The organism is Streptomyces dysideae, assembly GCF_001514305.1.
In the GTDB taxonomy this organism is placed as follows: domain Bacteria; phylum Actinomycetota; class Actinomycetes; order Streptomycetales; family Streptomycetaceae; genus Streptomyces; species Streptomyces dysideae.
The window spans coordinates 132,126-153,206 of record NZ_KQ949090.1 but is presented as its reverse complement, the minus strand read 5'-3'; the positions used below and the strand labels follow the sequence as shown (position 1 = coordinate 153,206).

Annotated in this window: 18 protein-coding genes, 1 pseudogene and 1 riboswitch; of the genes and pseudogenes, 4 read left to right on the top strand and 15 right to left on the bottom strand. The window is 71.5% G+C overall.

Going from position 1 to position 21,081, the window contains the following annotated elements; all coding sequences use genetic code 11:
• Nucleotides 1-78 precede the first annotated feature (78 nt).
• The 3 genes from AQJ91_RS24600 to AQJ91_RS24590 all read right to left on the bottom strand — a co-directional run bounded on the left by AQJ91_RS24600 (nucleotide 79) and on the right by AQJ91_RS24590 (nucleotide 4,596).
• On the bottom strand, nucleotides 79-1,440 hold the full coding sequence (locus AQJ91_RS24600; protein ID WP_067025777.1) for a peptidase C39 family protein: 1,362 nt from the start codon (nucleotides 1,438-1,440) through the stop codon (nucleotides 79-81).
• 645 nt (nucleotides 1,441-2,085) lie between these two features.
• A complete protein-coding gene (locus AQJ91_RS24595) occupies nucleotides 2,086-3,540 on the bottom strand; it encodes an amino acid permease (RefSeq protein ID WP_234382885.1) in 1,455 nt (484 codons plus the stop codon).
• Nucleotides 3,541-3,639: 99 nt separating this feature from the next.
• Nucleotides 3,640-4,596 carry a hypothetical protein gene (locus AQJ91_RS24590; protein WP_199848016.1) on the bottom strand — a complete coding sequence of 319 codons (957 nt, stop codon included), beginning with the start codon at nucleotides 4,594-4,596 and terminating at the stop codon, nucleotides 3,640-3,642.
• 254 nt (nucleotides 4,597-4,850) lie between these two features.
• On the opposite strand from AQJ91_RS24590, the gene AQJ91_RS24585 reads away from it, so the two are divergent.
• Together AQJ91_RS24585 and AQJ91_RS24580 are read left to right on the top strand one after the other, a co-directional pair.
• Nucleotides 4,851-5,471: a uridine kinase family protein gene (locus tag AQJ91_RS24585; RefSeq protein WP_079085170.1), complete on the top strand. Its 621-nt coding sequence runs from the start codon at nucleotides 4,851-4,853 to the stop codon at nucleotides 5,469-5,471.
• Between the two features lie 430 nt (nucleotides 5,472-5,901).
• Entirely contained in the window at nucleotides 5,902-7,767 is a 1,866-nt protein-coding gene (locus tag AQJ91_RS24580) for an AAA family ATPase (RefSeq protein ID WP_067025774.1), read from the top strand.
• Nucleotides 7,768-7,978: 211 nt separating this feature from the next.
• On the opposite strand, the gene AQJ91_RS24575 is transcribed toward AQJ91_RS24580, so the two are convergent.
• The 9 genes from AQJ91_RS24575 to AQJ91_RS24535 all read right to left on the bottom strand — a co-directional run bounded on the left by AQJ91_RS24575 (nucleotide 7,979) and on the right by AQJ91_RS24535 (nucleotide 15,376).
• Nucleotides 7,979-9,064 carry a hemolysin family protein gene (locus AQJ91_RS24575; RefSeq protein ID WP_067025772.1) on the bottom strand — a complete coding sequence of 362 codons (1,086 nt, stop codon included), beginning with the start codon at nucleotides 9,062-9,064 and terminating at the stop codon, nucleotides 7,979-7,981.
• On the bottom strand, nucleotides 9,061-10,386 hold the full coding sequence (locus AQJ91_RS24570; RefSeq protein WP_067025770.1) for a hemolysin family protein: 1,326 nt from the start codon (nucleotides 10,384-10,386) through the stop codon (nucleotides 9,061-9,063). The genes AQJ91_RS24575 and AQJ91_RS24570 overlap by 4 nt, the downstream gene beginning before the upstream one ends.
• Before the next feature lie 249 nt (nucleotides 10,387-10,635).
• Nucleotides 10,636-11,091, bottom strand: coding sequence for a PH domain-containing protein (locus AQJ91_RS24565; RefSeq protein WP_067025768.1), 456 nt, complete (start codon nucleotides 11,089-11,091; stop codon nucleotides 10,636-10,638).
• Between the two features lie 10 nt (nucleotides 11,092-11,101).
• The gene (gene hisG, locus AQJ91_RS24560) at nucleotides 11,102-11,959 is read right to left on the bottom strand and encodes an ATP phosphoribosyltransferase (protein WP_067025766.1); all 858 of its coding nucleotides are present in this window, start codon (nucleotides 11,957-11,959) and stop codon (nucleotides 11,102-11,104) included.
• 51 nt (nucleotides 11,960-12,010) lie between these two features.
• Complete coding sequence (locus tag AQJ91_RS24555; protein WP_031486114.1) at nucleotides 12,011-12,283, bottom strand: phosphoribosyl-ATP diphosphatase; 273 nt, start codon at nucleotides 12,281-12,283, stop codon at nucleotides 12,011-12,013.
• 34 nt (nucleotides 12,284-12,317) lie between these two features.
• On the bottom strand, nucleotides 12,318-12,803 hold the full coding sequence (ribH, locus tag AQJ91_RS24550) for a 6,7-dimethyl-8-ribityllumazine synthase (RefSeq protein ID WP_067025764.1): 486 nt from the start codon (nucleotides 12,801-12,803) through the stop codon (nucleotides 12,318-12,320).
• A gap of 25 nt (nucleotides 12,804-12,828) precedes the next feature.
• Nucleotides 12,829-14,130, bottom strand: a complete 1,302-nt coding sequence (locus AQJ91_RS24545) for a bifunctional 3,4-dihydroxy-2-butanone-4-phosphate synthase/GTP cyclohydrolase II (RefSeq protein WP_067025762.1) — start codon at nucleotides 14,128-14,130, stop codon at nucleotides 12,829-12,831.
• Entirely contained in the window at nucleotides 14,127-14,777 is a 651-nt protein-coding gene (locus AQJ91_RS24540) for a nicotinamide mononucleotide transporter family protein (protein WP_067025760.1), read from the bottom strand. Before AQJ91_RS24540 ends, AQJ91_RS24545 begins: the two co-directional genes overlap by 4 nt.
• Nucleotides 14,774-15,376 carry a riboflavin synthase gene (locus AQJ91_RS24535; protein WP_067025758.1) on the bottom strand — a complete coding sequence of 201 codons (603 nt, stop codon included), beginning with the start codon at nucleotides 15,374-15,376 and terminating at the stop codon, nucleotides 14,774-14,776. The genes AQJ91_RS24540 and AQJ91_RS24535 overlap by 4 nt, the downstream gene beginning before the upstream one ends.
• 145 nt (nucleotides 15,377-15,521) lie before the next feature.
• Nucleotides 15,522-15,652, bottom strand: a riboswitch (FMN riboswitch).
• 452 nt (nucleotides 15,653-16,104) lie between these two features.
• Here AQJ91_RS24535 and AQJ91_RS24530 point away from each other — a divergent pair.
• Nucleotides 16,105-16,851, top strand: a complete 747-nt coding sequence (locus AQJ91_RS24530) for an SDR family oxidoreductase (protein WP_067025756.1) — start codon at nucleotides 16,105-16,107, stop codon at nucleotides 16,849-16,851.
• 92 nt (nucleotides 16,852-16,943) lie between these two features.
• On the opposite strand, the gene AQJ91_RS24525 is transcribed toward AQJ91_RS24530, so the two are convergent.
• Nucleotides 16,944-18,242 carry an ROK family transcriptional regulator gene (locus tag AQJ91_RS24525; RefSeq protein ID WP_067025754.1) on the bottom strand — a complete coding sequence of 433 codons (1,299 nt, stop codon included), beginning with the start codon at nucleotides 18,240-18,242 and terminating at the stop codon, nucleotides 16,944-16,946.
• 147 nt (nucleotides 18,243-18,389) lie between these two features.
• Here AQJ91_RS24525 and AQJ91_RS24520 point away from each other — a divergent pair, with 147 nt between their 5' ends.
• On the top strand, nucleotides 18,390-19,601 hold the full coding sequence (locus AQJ91_RS24520; protein WP_067025752.1) for an MFS transporter: 1,212 nt from the start codon (nucleotides 18,390-18,392) through the stop codon (nucleotides 19,599-19,601).
• On the opposite strand, the pseudogene AQJ91_RS49925 reads toward AQJ91_RS24520, so the two are convergent.
• Together AQJ91_RS49925 and AQJ91_RS24515 are read right to left on the bottom strand one after the other, a co-directional pair.
• Nucleotides 19,561-19,789, bottom strand: a pseudogene (locus tag AQJ91_RS49925) (acyl-CoA thioesterase); the annotation flags it as partial. The gene AQJ91_RS24520 and the pseudogene AQJ91_RS49925 sit on opposite strands and share 41 nt — an antisense overlap.
• A gap of 18 nt (nucleotides 19,790-19,807) precedes the next feature.
• Nucleotides 19,808-20,932: a glycoside hydrolase family 6 protein gene (locus AQJ91_RS24515; RefSeq protein WP_067025750.1), complete on the bottom strand. Its 1,125-nt coding sequence runs from the start codon at nucleotides 20,930-20,932 to the stop codon at nucleotides 19,808-19,810.
• Nucleotides 20,933-21,081 lie beyond the last annotated feature (149 nt).

Here is a 21,081-nt window from a genome sequence, read left to right as displayed (position 1 = left end):
CCGGGGACGGCTTTTGCGGCGGAGAGGTTGGTCACAGCACAAAGGCCCCGGTTTCCCGGGGTGCTGGCGTGCGGGGGTTCAGCGGACGCCGACCGCCGCGAGCGCGGCGCGCTGGGCGGCCGTCGGGTACGCCGGGAAGTACAGGTAGCAGACGCCGCCGGTGCCGGAGACGACCTTGCCGGAGGCGTTGTAGCGCTTGGTGCGGAGCCAGATGTTCTCCCACTCGCGGCGCTGGTAGATCCGGCGGACCTTGTCATTGCTCGGTGACGCGGGGTCGTTGGCGATCACGTCGCCGGCGGCGGTGAAGCCGACGACGGTCATCAGGTGGCCTGCGGTGCCGTAACCCGCCCCGGTCAGCTCCTCCTTGAGGAAGGACTGGGAGGTGATGGCGGGGATGCCGGCCGCGATCAGCGTCTCGAGGTCGGTGAGGGAGCCGAGGCGGGTGACGACGCCCTGGAGGCCCTTGAAGGTGGCCGCGTAGGCGGCGTTGAAGGGCCAGTTGCCGCAGCCGGCGTACTGGTAGTCGTAGGTGAAGCGGGCCGCGTGGCACACCTGCGGATCGGCGTACTCCGGGTTGACCCAGGCCAGCTGCTGCGGGGTGAGCCTGCCGCCCCAGTACTCGATGATCATCTGCGAGGAGGTGGGGCTGCACCAGGCCTCGCCGCCGTTGTCGTACTCCGGGTACTGGCCGACGTGGGTCTCCTGCGAGTAGCGCGGGACGGTCAGTTCCCTGGCGAGGCCGGGCGTGGAGGCCGGGACGGTGAAGCGGTCGGGGACGTCGGAGCCCATCGCGCCGAGCCGCCAGACGGTGGGGGTGACGCTGCTGCCGGGCTTGCGGTGGAGGGTGAGGCGCAGCCGGTACGAGGCCAGGCGCAGGCCGGATGCCGGGTCGTCGACGGCGAAGGTGTCCGTCCAGACGGTGCTCCTGCCGTCGGTCTGGTCGTCGACCGAGGTCCGCCTGATGTCCTGGTCGCCCGCCGCCCAGCGGCCCAGGACGTACCAGGGGGTGTCGGTGCCGTCGGAGTACGTCCCCTTCGACTCGATCTGGATCCAGGTGCCGCCGGGGGCGTGCGCGTTCCAGGAGGCGATCACCTCGGTGGCGGGGACGGTGAGTCTGTGGACCGGAGACGTCCAGGTCGCGTACTCCCAGGCGGCCTTCTTGCCGGTGTGCGGGTCGGTGTACTCGGTGGTGCCGACGGGGGTACCGATGGCGAGGCCGGGACGGGCGCCGCCAGCGGCTCGGGCGCCCTTCGCGCTCCCGGTGCACCAGTCGGCGTACGACGTCCAGGCCCGGTTGTCGACGGGGCGGACCGGAGCCTGGCCCGGGTCCGCGGCGTCGGTCGTGCCGTCGGCTGCCGCCGGACCCGAACTGCCGGCCATCGCTGCGGCGACCGCGACGGTCAGGACGGTTCGGCGGGACGGCAGTTCGGCTCTGCTCATGGGTGGAAGTCCCCCAGGGGTACGAGTCGGGCGGGTCCGGTGCACGCTGATCCGCCCACTATGGCCGCGAGCGACGGACCCTGCCAGCACTTCGGGTCGTGCCACGCCCAGCAATATTGGTACCGACCACTGGCATGACCTGCGACGGGCCGGGGCCGACTGGGGATGCGGGGACGCCGGGCCTGGACGCCGCCGGTTCGGCGCGGCACCGCGCCGCTGCGAGCGCGCCGGACAAGGCAGCGCGGGCCACCCCGCGGGGCAGAACCGACCGAGCCGACCGAGACCCACCCCACGTGCGCACACATCGACGATGCCGAACCCGGACACCGCGCGCGGTTGGCGCGCAGCACGGCGCAGCTGCCGATGCGCCGGACGCGGTGCGCAACTACCCGAAGCGGAAGCCGACCGGCTGGCCGGCCAGGGGTGATCCGGGCGCGTACACCTCAGCGACTAGCTAGGACCCGGACATCGCCCCGTCGGCACACAGCGGCGCGCAGCTGAGAGCGCGCCGGACAAGGCAGCGGGGACGACCGCATGAGGGCGGAAACCGACCGGGGGGGACCGGGAGCGACCCGAGGCGCGTACACCCCGGCGACGTCGGACCCGGGCGCCGCACGGCTGCCCCCGGCCTGAGAGTGGGCGGGTTCAGATCAGGTCCATCGCCGCGACCTCGTCGGGGTGGCCGTAGCTGATCGGGCCCCGGAAGCGGCGGCGGGCCGTGGTGAACCACCAGGCTGTGGCCACCGTGAGGACTACGGCCAGGGCGATCGGGGCGTAGTTGAAGGAGTCGGGGGTGATGGGCGAGGCCTGCGGCAGCATGAACAGGATGCTGCTGAGGGCGGTCCAGGTCACGGCCACGACGCCGACCGGGCGGCTCCAGCGGCCCAGGTGCCAGGGGCCTGGCTGGAACTCGTCGCCCAGGCGCAGTCGGAGCAGGATCGGGACGGCGTACGCGAGGAAGAGTCCGACGACGTTGACGCTGACGATCGCGGTGAACGCCGTGTGCGACCACCAGCCGGGCAGTATCAGGGCGAGGGAACAGCCCACCGCGAGCCAGACCGCCTTGACGGGCGTGCGGGTGCGCGGCGAGACCGAGTGCCACCAGCGGGATCCGGGCATCGCGCCGTCCCGGGAGAACGCGAAGATCTGCCGGGTGTTGCTGGTGAGATTGGCCAGCCCGCAGAAGAGCATGGCGCCGATCACGATCAGGAGCAGGAACTTCGCTGTGCCCAGCCCGAGCCCGTCGATGAGAATCTGGACGGGCGGCGCGGATGCCGTCGCCACATGGTCATAGTCACGAATGCTGTACACGAGTGCGAGCATCAGGATCAGTCCGGTGATCGCCGAGCAGCCGATCGCCCGGATGATCCCCCTCGGCGCGTTGACCGTGGCCCGGACGGTTTCCTCGGACATGTGGAAGCTGCCGTCGAAACCGGTGAACGTCCAGCTGGTGACCAGCAGGCCGAGCATGCCGCCGTAAAGCGCACTCGTGAAACCGGTGTTGTTCGCGAAATGCGTGACGAACGACGGGGACTGGTGCTGGTCCGGGATCACGACGAGCGCGGTCACGATCACCGCGAGCCCGATCAGCAGCCACCACACCGAGATCCGGTTGAGGACGGCGACGAGATGCACGGTGTACGTGTTGGCCAGCCCCTGCAGCACGATGATCAGCACCGTGATCAGCACCGTCTGGTGGGCGGACGGCACGTAGGAGGGCCACTGCAGGGCGATGAACGCCTGGATGAAGGTGGCGGCGGCGTATCCCGTGGCGGCCGTACCACCGACCTGGCCCACGAAGTTCAGCCAGCCCGTGTACCAGGACCAGGCACCCTTGTGCCGTTTGGCGAGTTTCCCGGCGGAGAAATACAGCGCCCCGCTCGTCGGATAGGCGGAGGCCACTTCCGCCATCGCGGCGCCGACGAACAGCACCATGACGGACACGCCTATCCAGCCGAAGACGAGAATGCGCGGACCACCGGCGTTCAGACCGAATCCGAATCCCGAGAAGATGCCGGAGATGATGTTGATGATGGTGAACGAGATGGCGAAATTGTCGAACGCCTTGAAACGTCGGGTGAGTTTTCTCGGATAACCCATCGCGTGCAGGGTCGCGTCGTCGTCGAGTGTGAGGGGATCCGCTGTCCGTTGTGACACGGTCGGCCTTTCTCTCGGTGGGGGGATTTCCGCGGAGAAGGTTCAGGACGCCGACGGCACGGGCAGTCCGCAGGTGCGGCGGGCGCGGGAGAGCTGCTCCGCCGGCTCACCGAAGGCGGCCCAGGGCATCCGCGTGGCGTACGGGCCCATCGCCGTGAAGACCGCGCGGGCCTCGAAGACGCGCTTGCCCATGACGAGTGCGTGGGCGAGGTAGGCCAGGTCGAGGACCGGGGTGAAGCGATAACCGGCCACCGTGGGCAGCCAGTTCTGGTAGATCGCGAGGGCGGTGGCACGCCACTGGGGCTGCTCCCAGACCCGGTCGGCGAGCAGCTGGGTCGGGTTGTAGCACTCGACCAGGGCGACCAGCGGGAGGAGGCGCAACGGGGAGTCGACGGGGGCCCGCTGGCCGAGGAAGGCGGCGACGTCCCAGGCGGCGGTCACCGAGCCGCCGTGGCGCGGGAAGAAGCAGGCCAGGAAGCGGTGGTGGGCCTCGCGGTGCCAAGGGTCGAGTGACAGGATGTGCGCGAACAGCCGCCAGGGTCCCGGCGGGGCGGTGAGCAGCCCGTGCGGCGCCGGTTCGCGCAGCCGGTGCAGCCGGGCCATGGCCAGCCGGGCCGCCCAGGGCGTGGGGTCGGCGGGGTCGGCGGCGGAGGCCCGGTCGCAGGCGGCCAGCGCGATCCGCTCCAGCGCCTCGGCCCGCGGGTCGCGTGCGTCGGCCGCGCGCAGCGCCCGTAACACCGCGACCCGCGCCCACATCAGCGCCGTCTCGGGGTTCGGCTCCTCGGCCAGCCAGCGCTCGACGAGGTCGGAGTCGGCGGCCTCCGAGGCGAGGACGAGCGAGCGGTGGGCGCGCAGGGCGAAGGCGTCGCGCGTGTCGGTCAGGGCTTCCAGGGCGCTCAGACAGCGGCCGGCTCTTACGTCGAGGGATACGCTCGCGAGCGTGCGGTCGTCGGCCGCCGGATGCCACACATACCGCCCCTCGAATAACCCCGCGGCCATCTGCCCCTGTCCATCCCCGTTACGACACCCAGCAGTTGTGCACCAGGCACCCTACTCACCACGGAGCCCGGCCGGAACGCGGATTCCGACGTGGCGGCCATGGTTTTGCGTCGGTATTGCGGAGGGGGCCGACCGGCAGACCGCTGGTTCAATACGGCACCATTTCCGAGTCCGCGCAGCGCGCCCGGTTTCACTCGCCACTAGAATGTTCCCGCGAAATATGCCCAGCGCTCACTCCGATCCCGGGAAGCACCATTCACGAGCTCGCCGCGCGGCTCCGCCGCCTCCCGCCGTCCTGCGGCCCGGTCCGTCTGATCGGCGTCGACGGGCACGCCGGGTCCGGAAAGTCCACGTTCGCCGGACAGCTGGCCCACGCCCTGGGCGGCGCGCCGGTGCTGCGCCTCGACGACATCGCCAGCCATGACGAACTGTTCGACTGGTCCGGGCGGCTGCTGGCCCAGGTGATCGAACCGCTGGCCCGCGGCGAGACCGCGCACTTCACCCCCTACGACTGGCGGGCCCGCCGCTTCGGCCCGGCCCAGCCCCTGCCGCCCGCGCCGGTGATCGTCGTCGAGGGCGTCGGCGCCGGCCGCCGCGCGCTGCGCCCGTATCTGGCGCGGCTGCTGTGGATGGAGCTGCCGCACACGGAGTCCTGGGCGCGCGGGCGCTCCCGGGACGGGGACGAGCAGCGCGAGTTCTGGGACGGATGGGTCGCGGCGGAGCGGAACCACTTCGCCGAGGACCCGTCCCGGCCCTTCGCCGATCTTCTGGTCCGGCAGCGCAAGAAGGGGTACGAGGTACTTTCCGGGCCTGCTGGGACCGTTGGACCGGACCAGGAGATCACTCAGGGTGACGAACCATCCGCAATGTGCTGAACTTGTGAAGAGCCTTACGGGATTAGTCGCCGGACAGCTTCAACTCGGCTTGACCCAAGGACCGTACAGGTCTTACGTTCTCAATGTGCGGCCGTTCGAGGCCGCCCCCAGACGCGAAGCCCCCGGTTGTTCCCCCGTGATCGGGGGCTTCGTTCTGCCCTGACCCCATTTTTCGAGCGCTGCGCGCGGCAATTCGCTCACCCTCGGTCACCGAGCCATGGGCGGTCCATCTGCTCCCACCTCGCCAAACGTCCTGTGCGGCACCCTGGGGCGGGCGACGCCACGCAGGTACGATGCCCTCGGTGCGACCTGGAACGGCTGCTCTGCGCACCGATGCAACTCCGGTCCGCAGTACGGCGGTTCGATCAAGGCGGCCCCGGGCGACGGCCCGGTTGGCCAACCGACGGGGGCACGGTTTGTGGGGGACGTGATGGACTTCGGCACGCAGGGCCCGGAGGCCCCGGCCGACCTCGCCTGGCTACGAGGCGTGGACGCCTACACCATGGGCGCCTATCCGCAGGCGGAGGAGGAGTTCCGCACCGCGGTGCGGATCGATCCCGGGATGGCCGACGGCTGGCTCGGACTGCACGCGCTGCGCGTGGACACGACGACTGCGCTGCTGCGGATGTTTCGGCACCGGGAGCGCTTCGGGGAGCAGCGCTCCCGGCACCGACGCACGCTCAACTCCTGGTACTGGCTGGGCTGGTGGGTGCAGCCGGTGCTGGAGAGCCCACGGGATCTGCTGCTGGCGCACGCCTCGCACTGGCTGGACGGCCGGCACGTCCCCGAGCTGGACCGGGCCCTCGCGGGCCTGCCGCCGGTGGACACCGACCCGCAGGTCCGCTTCCTGCACGCCTGCCGCGCCTATCTGGTCAAGGACTGGGAACAGCTCGTCCGGCACACCGACCCCCTGCTCGGCGATCCGATGCTCGGCATCGAGGCGGGCCTGTTCGGCGGCATGGCGCGGGTGCGGCTGGAGATGTACGGGCAGGCCGACCCGCTGCTGTCGGCGGCGCTGATGCGGTGCCGCAGCGAGCAGCCGCAGCGCAAGGAGCTGCGGTACTGGCTGGCGCGGGCCCATGAGGGCACGGGGCGCAGCGCGGCGGCGCTGCCGTTGTACCGGGCCGTGCACCGGGTCGACCCCGCCTTCATGGACACGTCGGCCCGGCTGGCGGCGATCGCCGAGGGCGACGGGTACGACGAGTCGACCGACCTCGCGGCGATCACACTCACCGGGGTCGGGCAGGACGTGCTCGACGGTCCCGACAGCCTGGACCCGCTGTTCGGCACCGAGGGGCGGGACCTCAGGCTCCCCGAGACCGACCTGCCGCCGTCCGGTCCGCTCGCCTCGGTGACCGATCCGGCGGTGCGCGAGAAGACCGCCGTACCGTCGCAGCCGCTGCCCGCCGGGCCGACCGATCCCGCGCTACTGGAGGAGGCGCTCGCCGAGCTCGAGCGCATGGTGGGGCTCGAGCCGGTCAAGCGCCAGGTCAAGGCCCTGTCCGCGCAGTTGAACATGGCACGGCTGCGGGCCGGGCAGGGCCTGCCGGTCCAGCCGCCCAAGCGGCACTTCGTCTTCTCCGGGCCCTCGGGCACGGGCAAGACCACCGTCGCCCGCATCCTCGGCCGCGTCTTCTACGCCCTCGGCCTCCTCGGCGGTGACCATCTGGTCGAGGCCCAGCGGGCCGACCTGGTCGGCGAGTATCTCGGCCAGACGGCCGTGAAGGCCAACGAGCTGATCGACTCCGCGCTCGGTGGTGTCCTGTTCGTGGACGAGGCGTACTCCCTCTCCAACTCCGGTTACGGCAAGGGCGACGCGTACGGCGACGAGGCGCTGCAAGTGCTGTTGAAGCGGGCCGAGGACAACCGCGACCACCTCGTCGTGATCCTCGCCGGCTATCCGGAGGGCATGGACCGGCTGCTGGCCGCCAACCCCGGACTGTCGTCCCGCTTCACGACCCGCGTCGACTTCCCGTCGTACCGGCCCCTCGAACTCACCTCCATCGGCGAGGTGCTGGCTGCCGAGAACGGTGACGTGTGGGACGAGGAGGCGCTGGACGAGCTGCGGTCGATCGCCGGGCATGTGGTGGACCAGGGGTGGATCGACGAGCTGGGGAACGGGCGGTTCCTGCGGACGCTGTACGAGAAGAGCTGTGCGTATCGGGATCTGCGGCTGTCGGTCTATCCGGGGGCGTTGACTCGGGACGACTTGTCGACGTTGCGGTTGCCGGACTTGATGCAGGCGTATGGGGAAGTGCTGTCGGGGCGGGGGCCGCAGGATCCGTCGGCCATGTGACGGCTGTCGGGGTGGATGCCCGGCGCCGAGGTTGGCGTCGGGTCGGGGTGCCGCCTCTCTTTGGGACGGATGCCGCCCCGAGCGGCACGACTGCCCGCAGGCTGCGCCAGTGACACAGGTGCCGCTGCCCGCAGGCCGCGCCGAACGCGGATGCCGCTGCCGGGTGGGCAGCCGCGCCGGCGGCACGGCTGCCCGTCGGCGGCGGCCCGCATCAGCTCGCGAGTACCTCCTCCGGCTCCCCACTCGCCCGTGGCTCCGTCACCCGGACCTCCGCCACCTCCCTGTGCGCCGGATCCCGTACCTCGCCCACCAGGAGCTCCAGTACGTCCTCCAGCGCCACCAGGCCCAGCACCTTCCCGGACGCGTCCGCCACCTGCGCCAGGTGCGTGGCGGCGCGGCGCATCACCGTCAGGGCGTCGTCCAGGGGCAGTTCGGAGCGGAGGGTCGTCATCGGGCGCCATACCTGCTGCGGTACCGCCCGCTCCGAGTCCTCCAGGTCGAGTACGTCCTTCACGTGCAGGTAGCCCATGAAGGCGCCGGTCTCCGCGGCGATCGGGAAGCGCGAGTAGCCGGTGTGGCCGGTGAGCTCGACGATCTGGCCTGGGGTGACCGACGGGCTGACCGTCACCAGGGACTCGCGCTTGAGCAGGACGTCCGTGACCGGGCGGGAGCCCAGTTCCAGCGCGTCCTCCAGTCGCTCCTGCTCCTCGGGGTCGAGGAGGCCCGCCTGGCCGGAGTCCTCGACGAGGCGGTTGAGCTGTTCGCTGGTGAAGACCGCCTCGACCTCGTCCTTCGGCTCGACGTGGAAGAGCCGCAGGATGACCCGGGCGCAGGCGCCGAGGGCCACGGTGATCGGCCGGCACAGTCGGGCGAAGGCGACCAGGCCCGGGCTGAGCCACAGCGCGACCTTCTCGGGGGCCGCCATCGCCAGGTTCTTCGGGACCATCTCGCCGATCACCAGGTGGAAGAAGACCACCGCGGCGAGGGCGATGACATAGCCGAGCGGGTGGATCATGCCGTGCGGCAGGTGGATCCACTCGAACACCGGCTCCAGGAGATGCGCCACCGTCGGCTCGGCCACCGCGCCCAGCGTCAGCGAGCAGACCGTGATGCCGAACTGGGCCGCGGCCATCATCTGCGGCAGCCGCTCCAGGCCGTACAGGACCTGCCGTGCCCGGGCCGTGCCGAGCGGTTCGATCTGGCTGCGGCGGACCGACACCAGCGCGAACTCGGCGCCGACGAAGAAGCCGTTGGCGAGCACGAGGAGGGCGGCGAAGAGGAGTTGGAGCACGCTCATCGGGCGGCCTCCACGACGGTGCCCGTCCTGACCAGCCGGACCCGCTCGGCGCGGTAGTGACCGACCCTGCGTACCGACAGCCGCCAGCCCGGCAGTTCCGCCTTGTCGCCGACGGCCGGGATCCGGCCGAGCAGGTCGGCGACCAGGCCGGCGACCGTCTCGTACGGACCCTCGGGCACGTCGAGGCCTATGCGCTGGAGGATGTCGACGCGGCAGCTGCCGTCGGCGTCCCAGGCGGGCCTGCCGTCCTCCGGCGGGGCCGCGGCGAGTTCGGGTACGTCCTGACCGTCATGCTCGTCGCGGACCTCGCCGACGATCTCCTCGACGATGTCCTCCAGGGTTACCACGCCGGCCGTACCGCCGTACTCGTCGACGACGACGGCGATGGGCTGCTCGCTGCGCAGCTGGGCCAGCAGGGGCTGGACCGGCAGCGTCTCGGGGACGAGCAGCGCCGGGCGCGCGATCCGGCCGACGGGGGTGCGCAGGCGGTCGCCCGAGGGGATCGCCAGCGCGTCCTTGAGATGGACCATGCCGACGATCTCGTCGATCTTCTCCCGGTAGACCGGGAAGCGGGACAGACCGGTGGCGCGGGTCAGGTTGACCACGTCCTCGGCGGTCGCCGTCGACTGCAGCGCGCTGACCTTCACGCGTGGCGTCATGACGTGCTGCGCGGTGAGTTCGGCGAGCGACAGGGTCCGTACGAAGAGGTCCGCGGTGTCCTGTTCGAGGGCACCGGCCTGGGCGGAGTGCCGGGCCAGGGAGACGAGTTCGCCGGGGGTGCGGGCGGAGGCCAGCTCCGCGGTGGGCTCGATGCCCATGGCGCGGACGAGGCGGTTCGCGACGGAGTTCAGCCCGGCGATCACCGGGTGGAACAGGCGTGCGAAGGCGTGCTGCGGGCCGGCGACGAAGCGCGCGACCTGCATGGGCCGGGACACCGCCCAGTTCTTGGGCACGAGCTCGCCGATCACCATCTGCACGGCCGAGGCCGCCAGCATGCCGACGACCACGGCGACACCGGACACCGCGCCCTCGGGTACGCCGACGGCCGTGATCGGGCCGTGCAGCAGTTCCGCGAGCGCCGGTTCGGCGAGCATGCCGACGACGAGCGAGGTGATGGTGATGCCGAGCTGGGTGCCGGAGAGCTGAAAGGACAGCTCCTTGAGCGACTCGGCGACCCTGCGGGCCCGTCGGTCGCCCTCGGCGGCGGCCTTCTCGGCATCGGTCGCCTCGACCGTGACGAGGCCGAACTCGGCGGCCACGAAGAAGCCGTTGGCGAGAATGAGAAGGAATGCGGCTGCCAGGAGCAGCAGGGGGATGGTCATGATGCCGCCGCCTCCGCACGGTCGCGGACACGGTCCGCGCTATGTCGGGAGGGGGCGGCGCAGGTACTGCAGGACGATCCGTCCATCGCCGGAGAGGGTCACTCCTCGCGTAGCAGGAACCCCTGGGCACCGGGCGGAGCACAGGGGCGGGGGCGCAGCGAAAAACGCCACCGCCACCAGATTAATCAAGACACGGGCCACTGCGGCAGGGGCGACTTCCCGAGCGAGCCCCTGATCTTGCTCTCGGGGTCAGCCCTGGCGGCCCTCGGGGTCCTGGATGGCACGGGCCTCGGCGAGCGCCCGCAGGGCGCGGGCGTCGGCGATGGCGCGCTGCTTGGCGATGCCGGGCTGGATGCCGAGCGCGGGCAGGCTGGTGCCGTCGCTGAGGTTGAGGAACACCCAGGGGTCGCCCGGCCGCAAGTTGACCTGCAGGATCTCGGCCCACTCCAGGTGCCGCCGGCTGGCGATGTTGACGACGGTGACGCCGTCCTCGTCCGCCACGACCTTCGGCCGGGACAGCAGGAACAGGACGCCGAACATGAGCGCCGCGGTGAAGACGAAGCTGAGGCGCTCCCCCGGGCCGAGCTGCTCCAGCAGCAGCGCGACCGTCGTGATGACGACGAAGATCGCGGCGCCGGCGGTGAGCAGGACGGCCCGGGTACGGCCCGGCCGGAAAGTGACGGGGAGAGCAGGCAGGTCGGACATCTTTCGGACCTCAGAGACGGCAGGCGTGGATGGCCGTGGTCAGGATGGCCCGCGCGCCGATGTCGTACAGATCGTCCATGATCCGCTGGGCTTCCTTGGCCGGGACCATCGCCCGGACCGCGACCCAGCCCTCGTTGTGCAGCGGCGAGACGGTCGGGGACTCCAGGCCCGGCGTGAGCGCGACGGCCTTCTCGAGCTGCTCGACACGGCAGTCGTAGTCCATCATCACGTAGGTCCGGGCCACCAGGACGCCCTGCAGCCGACGCAGGAACTGCTGCACCTTCGACTCAGCAGCATCCTCGCCGTCCGCGCCGGTACGGCGGATGACGACGGCCTCGGACTTCATGATCGGCTCGCCGATGACCTCCAGGCCCGCGTTGCGCAGCGAGGTGCCGGTCTCGACGACGTCCGCGATGACCTCGGCGACACCGAGCTCGATGGCGGTCTCGACGGCGCCGTCGAGGTGGACGACGGCGGCGTCGACGCCGTTGTCCGCGAGGTGCTTGGCGACGATGCCCTCGTAGGAGGTGGCGACGGTCATGCCGCCGAGGTCCTCGACGCCCTTGGCCGTGCCGGGCTTGGTGGCGTAGCGGAAGGTGGAGCGGGCGAAGCCGAGCGGGAGGATCTCCTCGGCGTTGGCGCCGGAGTCGATCAGCAGGTCGCGGCCGGTGATGCCGATGTCGAGCTTGCCGGAGGAGACGTAGATCGCGATGTCGCGGGGGCGGAGGTAGAAAAACTCGACCTCGTTCTCCGGGTCGACGATGCGCAGTTCCTTGGACTCGCGGCGCTGCTGGTAGCCGGCCTCATGCAGCATCTCCGCCGCAGGGCCTGACAGGGAACCCTTGTTGGGGACGGCGATGCGCAGCATGAGGTCGGCTTCCTTTGTGTGGTGTCTTACGGGGATGGGTGCGGCTACGGCTTACAGGTGGGCGTAGACGTCGTCGAGGGAGATGCCTCGGGCGACCATCATCACCTGGACGTGGTACAGCAGCTGCGAGATCTCCTCGGCTGCCGCTTCCTTGCCCTCGTACTCGGCGGCCATCCAGACTTCGGCGGCCTCCTCGACGACCTTCTTGCCGATGGCATGGACGCCCTTGCCGACCAGCTCTGCGGTGCGGGAAGTGGCGGGGTCGCCGTTTGCGGCCTTGTGCTGGAGCTCGGTGAAGAGCTCCTCGAACGTCTTCTTGGACATGGTGGCGCCCACTTTACGCGTTGTGCCGACCGGCCTAACGCCATGGTTCAGATACTGAGCGGAGGGTGGCCGCCGTGGCCACCGCCGCCGTCACCGCCTCGTGCCCCTTGTCCTCGCTGGAGCCCTCGATGCCGGCCCGGTCCAGGGCCTGCTCCTCGGTGTCGCAGGTCAGTACGCCGAAGCCGACGGGGACGCCGGTGTCCACGGAGACTTGGGTGAGGCCCTGGGTGACGCCCTGGCACACGTACTCGAAGTGGGGAGTGCCGCCGCGGATGACGACGCCGAGGGCGACGACCGCGTCGTAGCCGCGGCCCGCGAGGACCTTGGCGACCACCGGGAGCTCCCAACTGCCGGGGACCCGGAGCAGGGTCGGCTCGTCGATCCCCAGGTCGTGCAGGGCGCGCAGGGCGCCGTTCACCAGACCGTCCATCACCTTCTCGTGCCACTGTGCCGCGATGACGGCGACCCGCAGGTCCCCGACGTTGCGTACGGACAGTTCCGGTGCACCCTTGCCGCTCACGTTCTCGTGTCTCCTCGGTGATCTCTTACTGGTTGCCGCAGGTGGCCGCCGACGCGGCCGCGGGGGCCGGGTCCAGCCAGGGCAGGTCGTGCCCCATCCGGTCGCGCTTGGTGCGCAGGTACCGGAGGTTGTGCTCGCCCGCCTGTACGGGCATCGGCTCCCGCTCGGTGACCTTGAGGCCGTGGCGGAGGAGCGCGTCGGTCTTGTCGGGGTTGTTGGTCATCAGGCGCACGCTGCGGACGCCGAGGTCCTCCAGGATCTGCGCGCCGGCGCCGTAGTCGCGGGCGTCGGCGGGCAGGCCGAGTTCCAGGTTGGCGTCGAGGGTGTCGTGGCCCTGTTCCTGGAGTTCGTAGGCGCGCAGCTTGGACAGCAGGCCGATGCCGCGTCCTTCGTGGCCGCGGAGGTAGACGACCACACCCCGGCCCTCGCTCTGGATGCGTTCCAGGGCGGCGTCCAGCTGGGGGCCGCAGTCGCAGCGCAGGGAGTGGAAGACGTCACCGGTGAGGCACTCGGAGTGGATGCGGACGACGACGTCCTCGCCGTCGCGGATCTCGCCGTGCACGAGGGCGACGTGTTCGACGCCGTCGACGGTGGAGCGGTAGCCGTATGCCGTGAACTTGCCGAAGGCGGTGGGCAGCTGAGTCCTGGCCTCGCGGCGGACGGTCGGCTCGGAGGTGCGGCGGTAGGCGATCAGGTCCTCGATGGAGATGATCGTCAGGCCGTGCTTGCGGGCGAACGGGATCAGCTCGGGCAGGCGCAGCATGCGGCCGTCCTCACCGGCGATCTCGACGATGGCGCCGGCCGGGCGCAGGCCGGCGAGCCGGGCGAGGTCGACGGCGGCCTCGGTGTGGCCGTTGCGGACGAGCACGCCGCCGGGCTTGGCCCGCAGCGGGAAGATGTGACCGGGGCGGACCAGGTCCGTCGGTTCGGCGGTGCCGCTCGCCAGCAGCTGGAGCGTGGTCGCGCGGTCGGAGGCCGAGATCCCGGTGGTCACGCCGTGCGCGGCCGAGGCGTCCACGCTCACCGTGAACGCGGTCTTCATCGACTCGGTGTTGTCCGCGACCATCTGCGGCAGCTGGAGCCGGTCCAGCTCGGGACCCTCCATGGGGGCGCAGATCAGGCCGCGGCACTCACTCATCATGAAGGCGACGATCTCGGGGGTCGCCTTCTCGGCGGCGATGACGAGGTCGCCCTCGTTCTCGCGGTCCTCGTCGTCGACGACCACGACCGGGCGGCCGGCCGCGATGTCGGCGATGGCCTGCTCGACCGGGTCGAGCGCGAAGTCCTCGAAACCGTCGGTGCTGTACAGGATCGGTGCCGCAGTCATGCCGGCGCTCCTTCCAGGACGGGCTGCGAGACCTTGCGGGAGCGCAGCCACCAGTCGCGCATGCCCCACAGGACGAGTGCGCCGTAGATGACGTAGACGAAGCCGGAGAAGGCGTAGCCGTTGGCGAAGTTGAGGGGCACGCCGACCAGGTCGACGAGCAGCCAGGCGAACCAGAACTCGACCATGCCGCGCGCCTGGGCGTACATGGCGACGATGGTGCCGACGAAGATGTAGGCGTCCGGCCACGGGTCCCAGGACAGGGTCGGGTACGCCTTGAAGAGCAGCGCCACCGCGACCGTGCCGGCGGCGGCCGCGCCGGCCATCACCGCGCGCTCGCGCCAGTTGGCGAACCGGGGGGTGATGTGGCCGTCGCCACCGTCTTCGGCCCGGCCCCTGTTGCGGTTCCACTGCCACCAGCCGTACAGGGCGACCAGCATGACGATGGCCTGCTTGCCGGCGCTGCCGGTCAGGTGGCCGAAGAAGGCGCCGAAGAGGATGAGGCCGGCCAGGAACTGCACGGGCCAGCTCCAGATGGAGCGCCGCCAGCCGAGGGCGAGGGCGACCAGACCGAAGATGTTACCGATCATGTCCGACCACAGGATGTGCTGGTCGAACAGCACGAACGCCTCGGAGTTCAGCGAGTTCACCGGGTCGCCCCCTGGGTGCCCAGCAGCCGCTCGACGTACTTGGCGATGACGTCGACCTCGAGGTTGACCGGGTCGCCGGGCTGCTTGAGGCCGAGCGTGGTCAGGTCGAGGGTGGTGGGGATGAGGCTGACGGTGAAGTAGTCGGGGCCGGCGTCGACGACGGTGAGGCTGATGCCGTCGACGGTGATGGAGCCCTTCTCGACGACGTAACGCGTGAGGTCCGCGGGGAGGGAGATCTTCACGAGCTCCCAGTTGTCGGACGGCTTGCGCCCCAGCACCGTGCCGGTGCCGTCGACGTGTCCCTGCACGATGTGCCCACCGAGGCGTGCGCCCAGGGCCATGGGGCGTTCGAGGTTGACGCGGGAGCCGACGGCGAGGACGCCCAGGCTGGAGCGGTTCAGGGTCTCGGCCATGACGTCGGCGGTGAACTCGTCGCCCTCGTGGTCGACGACGGTGAGACACACGCCGTTCACGGCGATGGAGTCGCCATGCTTCGCGCCCTCGGTGACGACGGGGCCACGCAGCCGGAAACGGGAGGCGTCGTCGAGGTTCTCGACGGCGGTGACCTCGCCCAGCTCTTCGACGATTCCGGTGAACACTTCCCGGGTCCTCCTGCCTCTTCGGGCACGGACTCCGGGGCTGTCGATGACGACAGAATGTACGAGCGGGAACACCGAGGGCGACGCCGGACAGGGCTCGCCTCATGGACGAACCGATACGGCGGCGCGCACGAATGCCCGCCCGCCGCGCACTGCCTCCCATCCGGACTTTAACCGTCGGTCCAGGAATTTCACCTGGTCAACCGGTCGCTGGAGGCGACCGGGTCGCGGACTGTAACCGCCGGTTCGGACTTTCACCGACCCCGGAGTGCGCTGCTTCTGGTACAGGGCCAGTGTGCCACGCCGGATCGATGTCCATACGGGTGAAGGCTGTGGGGTGGCTCACAGGCCCTGCCGCTGGACTTCCCGGGCGGGCCGTGGCGGCCGCAACTCCGGCGCATGCACCCACCCTTGAGATTGGTCCATACCTATTGACTCTATGGTCTAGTCCTTTCTATGGTCTGCGCAACTTCGCTCTGTCGGTGGCGGCGCCGTCGTACGGCTGGGCGAAGGGCGAGGAGCCCGGCACCACGGGCGAGTGGGGTGTGCGGCAGGACCTCGGGACCTGCTGAGCCCCCTGTGGACCGGTCCGGCGGCGGTGACGACGGCCCTTGCCCGCCGCCGGGCCTTCAACGTGCGGCGGTGTCACATTTGGCACGGCGTACTCGTCCCAGTCGGTGAAGGGCGCTCCACCCGGGAGCGCCCGGTGTCCGAAGGGGCTGAACAGCATGACGACGATCCTGGTGACCGGCGGCACCGGAACGCTCGGACGGCTCGTCACCGAGCGGTTGCGTGCGGACGGGCACGAGGTGCGGGTGCTCAGCCGGCACGCCCAGCCGTACGCCGTCGATCTGCGCGAGGGCGGCAGCTTGCTGGACGCGGCCGTCGCGGGCGTGGACACGATCGTGCACTGCGCGAGTTCGCCGCGCGGCGGTGACGAGGAGGCCGCCGCGCATCTGATCGCGGCGGCGCGGCAGGCCGGGGTGGGCCATCTCGTGTACATCTCGATCGTCGGCATCGACCGGGTGCCGTTCGGCTACTACAACACCAAGCTCGCGGTGGAGCAGCTGATCGAGGGGTCGGGGATCGGCTGGACGGTGCTGCGGACGACCCAGTTCCACGACCTCCTCGCACAACTGTTCGCCATCCTGTCCAAGCCGCCGGTCATGCTGCTGCCGGCCGGCGTACGGGACCAGCCGATCGAGGTCGCGGAGGTCGCGGCCCGGCTCGCCGAGCTGGCCCAGGGCGCGCCGGCGGGACGGGTCCAGGACATGGGCGGTCCCGAGGTGCGCTCGTTCGAGTCACTGGCCCGGGCGTACCTGAAGGCGACGGGGCGGAAGCGGGCCGTGGTGAAGGTGCCGCTCACGGGGAGGGCGTACCGGGGCTTCCGCTCGGGCGGCCACCTGACGCCGGAACACGCGGTCGGGAAGGGGACGTTCGAGGAGTATCTGGGGCGGCGGTTCGGGGGGGAGTAGCTGACGTGCGGTTCGGGGACGGCACAGCCTGACGCGGCTCGCGATCCTTCGGGAGTGAGACGCGGCCACCGGTCCGGCAGGCTGTGGCGCGGCTAGGCTCTGTCCGGCGGTCCGAACAACTCGTCCTGTGCCTGGTCCCGTGCCGTCAGCAGCGCTCCGCGCAGTACGGCGCTGCCGCCCAGGCTGCTGGGCCGCACGACCGTGGGCAGCGGCGACATCCGGCGGATGCGCTCCTCCACCCGCCGGGCGAGGACCTCACCGCCGGCCTGTCCGACCTCCCCGCCGAGGACCACGCACCCGGGATCCAGCACGGCGACGACGGAGGCGACGCCGATGGCGAGGCGGTCGGCGAGGTCGTCCAGGAAGCGGGCGGCGGCCGGGGCGGCGGGAGACGGGCCGGCGGGCGCGGGGCTGTGGGGAGTGCGAGTCCGGTCGCCGGGCGCGGTGGCCTCGGAGACCGGCCGTGATCCGAGCAACGCCACCGGGCCCAGAACCAGCCCCACCGCCTCCCGAACAACCCCCGCCCCCCGCGGCTCGGCCCCCGCCGCCTCGGCCGTCACCCCGTGCTTCTCCGCGAGCCGCACGATTGCCGCCGAACCCGCCAGGGAGTGGAATCCGCCCTCGCAGTCCGTCGCCGAGGGCAGTGACGTCGTGCCCGGCACCGGCAGGAACCCGATCTCTCCGGTACCGCCCGAGGCCCCGCGGCGCAGTGCGCCGTCCAGGACCACCGCCGCGCCCGTGCCGTGGCCGAGCCACAGCAGGACGAACGTGTCGCGGTCCTGTGCCGCTCCCGCCCGTTGCTCCGCCAGCGCGGCGAGGTTGGTCTCGTTCTCGACGGTGATGCGGGTCTCGGGGAGCCGTTCCTGGAGGGCGGCGACCAGGCGGCGGTGCCATTCGGGCAGGCCGGATGAATTGCGGAGTTCCCCGGTCGCCGGTGCGATCAGGCCCGGCGCGCCGATGCCCACCGTGTGCAGCCGGTCCGCGCCCGCCTCCTTCGCCACCTGCTCCACCAGCGTCACCGCCCGCTCCACCGCGGGCCCCGTCCCCGTGTCCCCGCCGATCGGCACCGACGCCTCGGCGAGGACCGTACCCACCAGGTCGGACACGACCACCGACACGCCCTCCGTGCGGACGTCCAGGGCCGCCAGATGGGCGAGGTCGGCGACGATGCCGTACAGCTTGGCGTTCGGGCCGCGCCGCTGCTCGCCGGACTCCCCGGCCACGGCGATCAGGCCGGACACGGTGAGACGTTCGACGAGGTCGGCGACGGTCGGCCGGGACAGGCCGGTCAGCTGCTTCAGCTGCCCTGCCGTCAACGGGCCCTGCTGCTGGAGCAGGCGCAGGGCGAGCCGGTCGTTGATGGCCCGGGCGGTGCTCGGTGATGCGGGCATGCCGGGATCCTTCCAGATCGGCGGGATCGTGCGAGAGCCGCGCAGCCTTTAATCCTCTATCTATCAGGCAGGGTCCCTGCTAGTTTACGCGGCGCGGCACACCATCGAGGCGCGGCGGGGAACGGCAGACGGGGAGTTGGCCCGAGAATGAGCAACGTGGTCTACAGCCAACGCGAGGTCAAGCGCGCCCGCTACGCCGTGGCCGCCGTCTTCGCCGTGCACGGCGCCGTCACCGGCTCGTTCGCGACCCGCGTCCCGTGGATCCAGGACCATGCCGGCGTCAGCGCGGGCCAGCTGGGCATCGCCCTCGCCTTCCCCGCGCTCGGCGCCTCCGTCGCGATGCCCGTCGCGGGCCGCATCACGCACCGCTTCGGCGCCCGGAACGCCCTGCGCGGGCTGATCGCCCTCTGGACGCTGTCGCTGACCCTGCCGTCCCTCGCCCCGAACCTGCTCACCCTCTGCCTGGCCCTGTTCACCTACGGCGCCACGGCCGGCATGGGGGACGTCGCGATGAACGCGCTCGGCGTGGAGGTCGAGAACCGCCTGGGCCGCTCGATCATGTCCGGCCTGCACGGCATGTGGAGCGCGGGCGCCCTGATCGGCTCGGCGGGCGGCACCCTCGCCGCGCACCTGGGCGCGGACGCGCGCGTCCACCACGCGCTCGCGGCGGCGGTCCTCACCCTCCTCGGCGTCCTGTCCTGCCAGTGGGTGCTGGACCTCCAGCCCGCCGAGGACGAGGAGCCGCCGCCGAGGTTCGCACTGCCGCCCCGGTCGGCGCTGCTCATCGGTGCGGTCGGGTTCTGCGCGGTGTTCGCGGAGGGCGCGAGCCTGGACTGGTCGGCGGTCTATCTGCGCGACCAGCTGGACAGCTCGGCCGGTCTCGCGGCCGCCTGCACCACGGGCTTCACGCTCACCATGGCGATCGCCCGGATCGCGGGCGACAAGGTGGTGGACCGCTACGGCTCGGTGCGCACGGTCCGGGCGAGCGGCGTCCTCGCCGCCCTCGGCGGGCTGCTCATCGTCGTCGCGGACCATCCGGCGGTGGCGATGAGCGGGTTCGCGCTGCTGGGCCTGGGCATCGCGGTGGTCGTCCCGCTGTGCTTCGCGGCGGCGGGCCGCAGCGGCCCCAACCCCAGCCAGGCCATCGCGGGCGTCGCGACGATCACGTACACGTCGGGGCTCATCGCCCCGAGCGCGATCGGGGGTCTGGCCCAGGCGACCAGCCTGGTGGTGTCGTTCGGCCTGGTGACGGTGCTGGCCTGCGGGGTCGCGGTGCTCGCGGGCGTACTGCGCACCGGCGACCGGGACCGCCCGAAGGTCACGCGTCCGGACGCCGCAGTTCCCGGCCCGCGGCCCTGAACCGGTCGCTCCACGGCGCCGGGCGCAGCGTCCCGGCATCCAGCCGGACCAGCACCCGGGTGCCGTGCGCGTACGTCACCGCCCCGTCGGCCGAGCAGAAGCGGAAGCCGTACGACGACGTTGCAGGCGTCGCCCGCCGCCGCCCAGTCGCCCTCGAAGCGGACACCGCGCGCCTCCCACAGCTCGGTCGGTAAGATCCCGGCGTTTCACTGCGCCAGGTCATAGGCGTACGACGGTGTGAACGTCCCTGGCTTTCCCTTGCAGCCGTCCGACTCCCCCGGCAGCTTCACCCACAGGTAGCCGTCGATCCGTGCCTCGCCGGTGCTGAGCGTCGGCGTCCGGCCGATCTTCCGCCCGGCCGGGTCGCACCACTCCCCGTCGGTCGGTGCGCCGTTGCCGTTGCGGCTGGTGTCGATGACAGCGCCGAGGCTCGTCGGGCCGCCGAGGGCGTCGAGGACCTGTCGGTCGTAGACGATCTCGTCGGCGGTGGTGTGGAAGTTGGAGACGTTGCTGAAGACGCCGTCGGAGGACGCGGCCGAGGCGGCGCCGGCCTGTTTGAGCCAGCCCGCCTGTTTCGCGGGCGGGTGCCAGCCGGAGTGCCCGGCGTCGTAGTAGACGCGGGCCTCGGGGTTCGCGGACTTGAGGACGCGGCCCGCGCGGGCCAGGGAGGCGAAGCGGTCGGCGCGTTCACCGGCGGAGAGACAGTCGGCCTGGGCGACCGCGTCGGGCTCCAGGACGACGATGACGTCGCCGGCGCCCAGCCCGGCGGCGAACCTGTCGATCCAGGCGTCGTATGCGTCCAGGTCGGGCGCCCCGCCCTCGGAGTGCCCGCCGCAGTCGCGGCCCGGGATCGCGTACGCCACGACCACCGGCACCTGGCCCTGCGCGGAACCGGACGACGTGACGGCGCGGACCCGGGCGGTGATGGTGTCCGGCGTGAAGTCGGCGAACCACACCGCGGCCGGCTGGGCGGCGATCCGGGACGCTATGACCGCGTGCCGGGGGTCGCCGGAGTTGGCGCGGACCCAGTCGAGGACCTGGGACCGGGGATGGCGGTAGAGGCGGGAGGACACCACGGGCGGCTGCCTCTTCTTCTCCGTCCTGGCCGGCGGGGGCGAGGGCGAGGGGCTCGCCTTCTTCTTCGAAGAAGGAGTGGGGGAAGCGGACTCGGTGACCGACGGGGACGGCGACGGCACGACGGGCAGGGGCTCCAGGCGCGGTGACGCGGTGACCTCGGGGCGGGCCTCGTCGGAGGCGCGCCGGTCGTCGAGCGCGGACATCATCCCGGTCGCGGTTCCGACGGCGACCACGACGGAGGCCGCGGCGACCATGGCGCTGCGCCGGGCGGCCCGCCTGCGCTCGGACCTGCGTGCGGCCAGCCGCTGGGCACGTAAGCCTGACACCCTGCCGCTCCCCCTCCCCCACGGCGGGCGCGTTCCCCCGTTCTGGGGAAGCGCCGGGCCCGCCGCCACTTCCGCCA

Bases quoted from the DNA above. Each gene is read 5' to 3' on its own strand.
- AQJ91_RS24600 (WP_067025777.1), bottom strand. From the start codon at position 1,440: ATGAGCAGAGCCGAACTGCCGTCCCGCCGAACCGTCCTGACCGTCGCG.
- AQJ91_RS24595 (WP_234382885.1), bottom strand. From the start codon at position 3,540: ATGGGTTATCCGAGAAAACTCACCCGACGTTTCAAGGCGTTCGACAAT.
- AQJ91_RS24590 (WP_199848016.1), bottom strand. From the start codon at position 4,596: ATGGCCGCGGGGTTATTCGAGGGGCGGTATGTGTGGCATCCGGCGGCC.
- AQJ91_RS24580 (WP_067025774.1), top strand. From the start codon at position 5,902: ATGGACTTCGGCACGCAGGGCCCGGAGGCCCCGGCCGACCTCGCCTGG.
- AQJ91_RS24575 (WP_067025772.1), bottom strand. From the start codon at position 9,064: ATGAGCGTGCTCCAACTCCTCTTCGCCGCCCTCCTCGTGCTCGCCAAC.
- AQJ91_RS24570 (WP_067025770.1), bottom strand. From the start codon at position 10,386: ATGACCATCCCCCTGCTGCTCCTGGCAGCCGCATTCCTTCTCATTCTC.
- AQJ91_RS24565 (WP_067025768.1), bottom strand. From the start codon at position 11,091: ATGTCCGACCTGCCTGCTCTCCCCGTCACTTTCCGGCCGGGCCGTACC.
- hisG (WP_067025766.1), bottom strand. From the start codon at position 11,959: ATGCTGCGCATCGCCGTCCCCAACAAGGGTTCCCTGTCAGGCCCTGCG.
- AQJ91_RS24555 (WP_031486114.1), bottom strand. From the start codon at position 12,283: ATGTCCAAGAAGACGTTCGAGGAGCTCTTCACCGAGCTCCAGCACAAG.
- AQJ91_RS24545 (WP_067025762.1), bottom strand. From the start codon at position 14,130: ATGACTGCGGCACCGATCCTGTACAGCACCGACGGTTTCGAGGACTTC.
- AQJ91_RS24530 (WP_067025756.1), top strand. From the start codon at position 16,105: ATGACGACGATCCTGGTGACCGGCGGCACCGGAACGCTCGGACGGCTC.
- AQJ91_RS24525 (WP_067025754.1), bottom strand. From the start codon at position 18,242: ATGCCCGCATCACCGAGCACCGCCCGGGCCATCAACGACCGGCTCGCC.
- AQJ91_RS24520 (WP_067025752.1), top strand. From the start codon at position 18,390: ATGAGCAACGTGGTCTACAGCCAACGCGAGGTCAAGCGCGCCCGCTAC.
- AQJ91_RS24515 (WP_067025750.1), bottom strand. From the start codon at position 20,932: ATGGTCGCCGCGGCCTCCGTCGTGGTCGCCGTCGGAACCGCGACCGGG.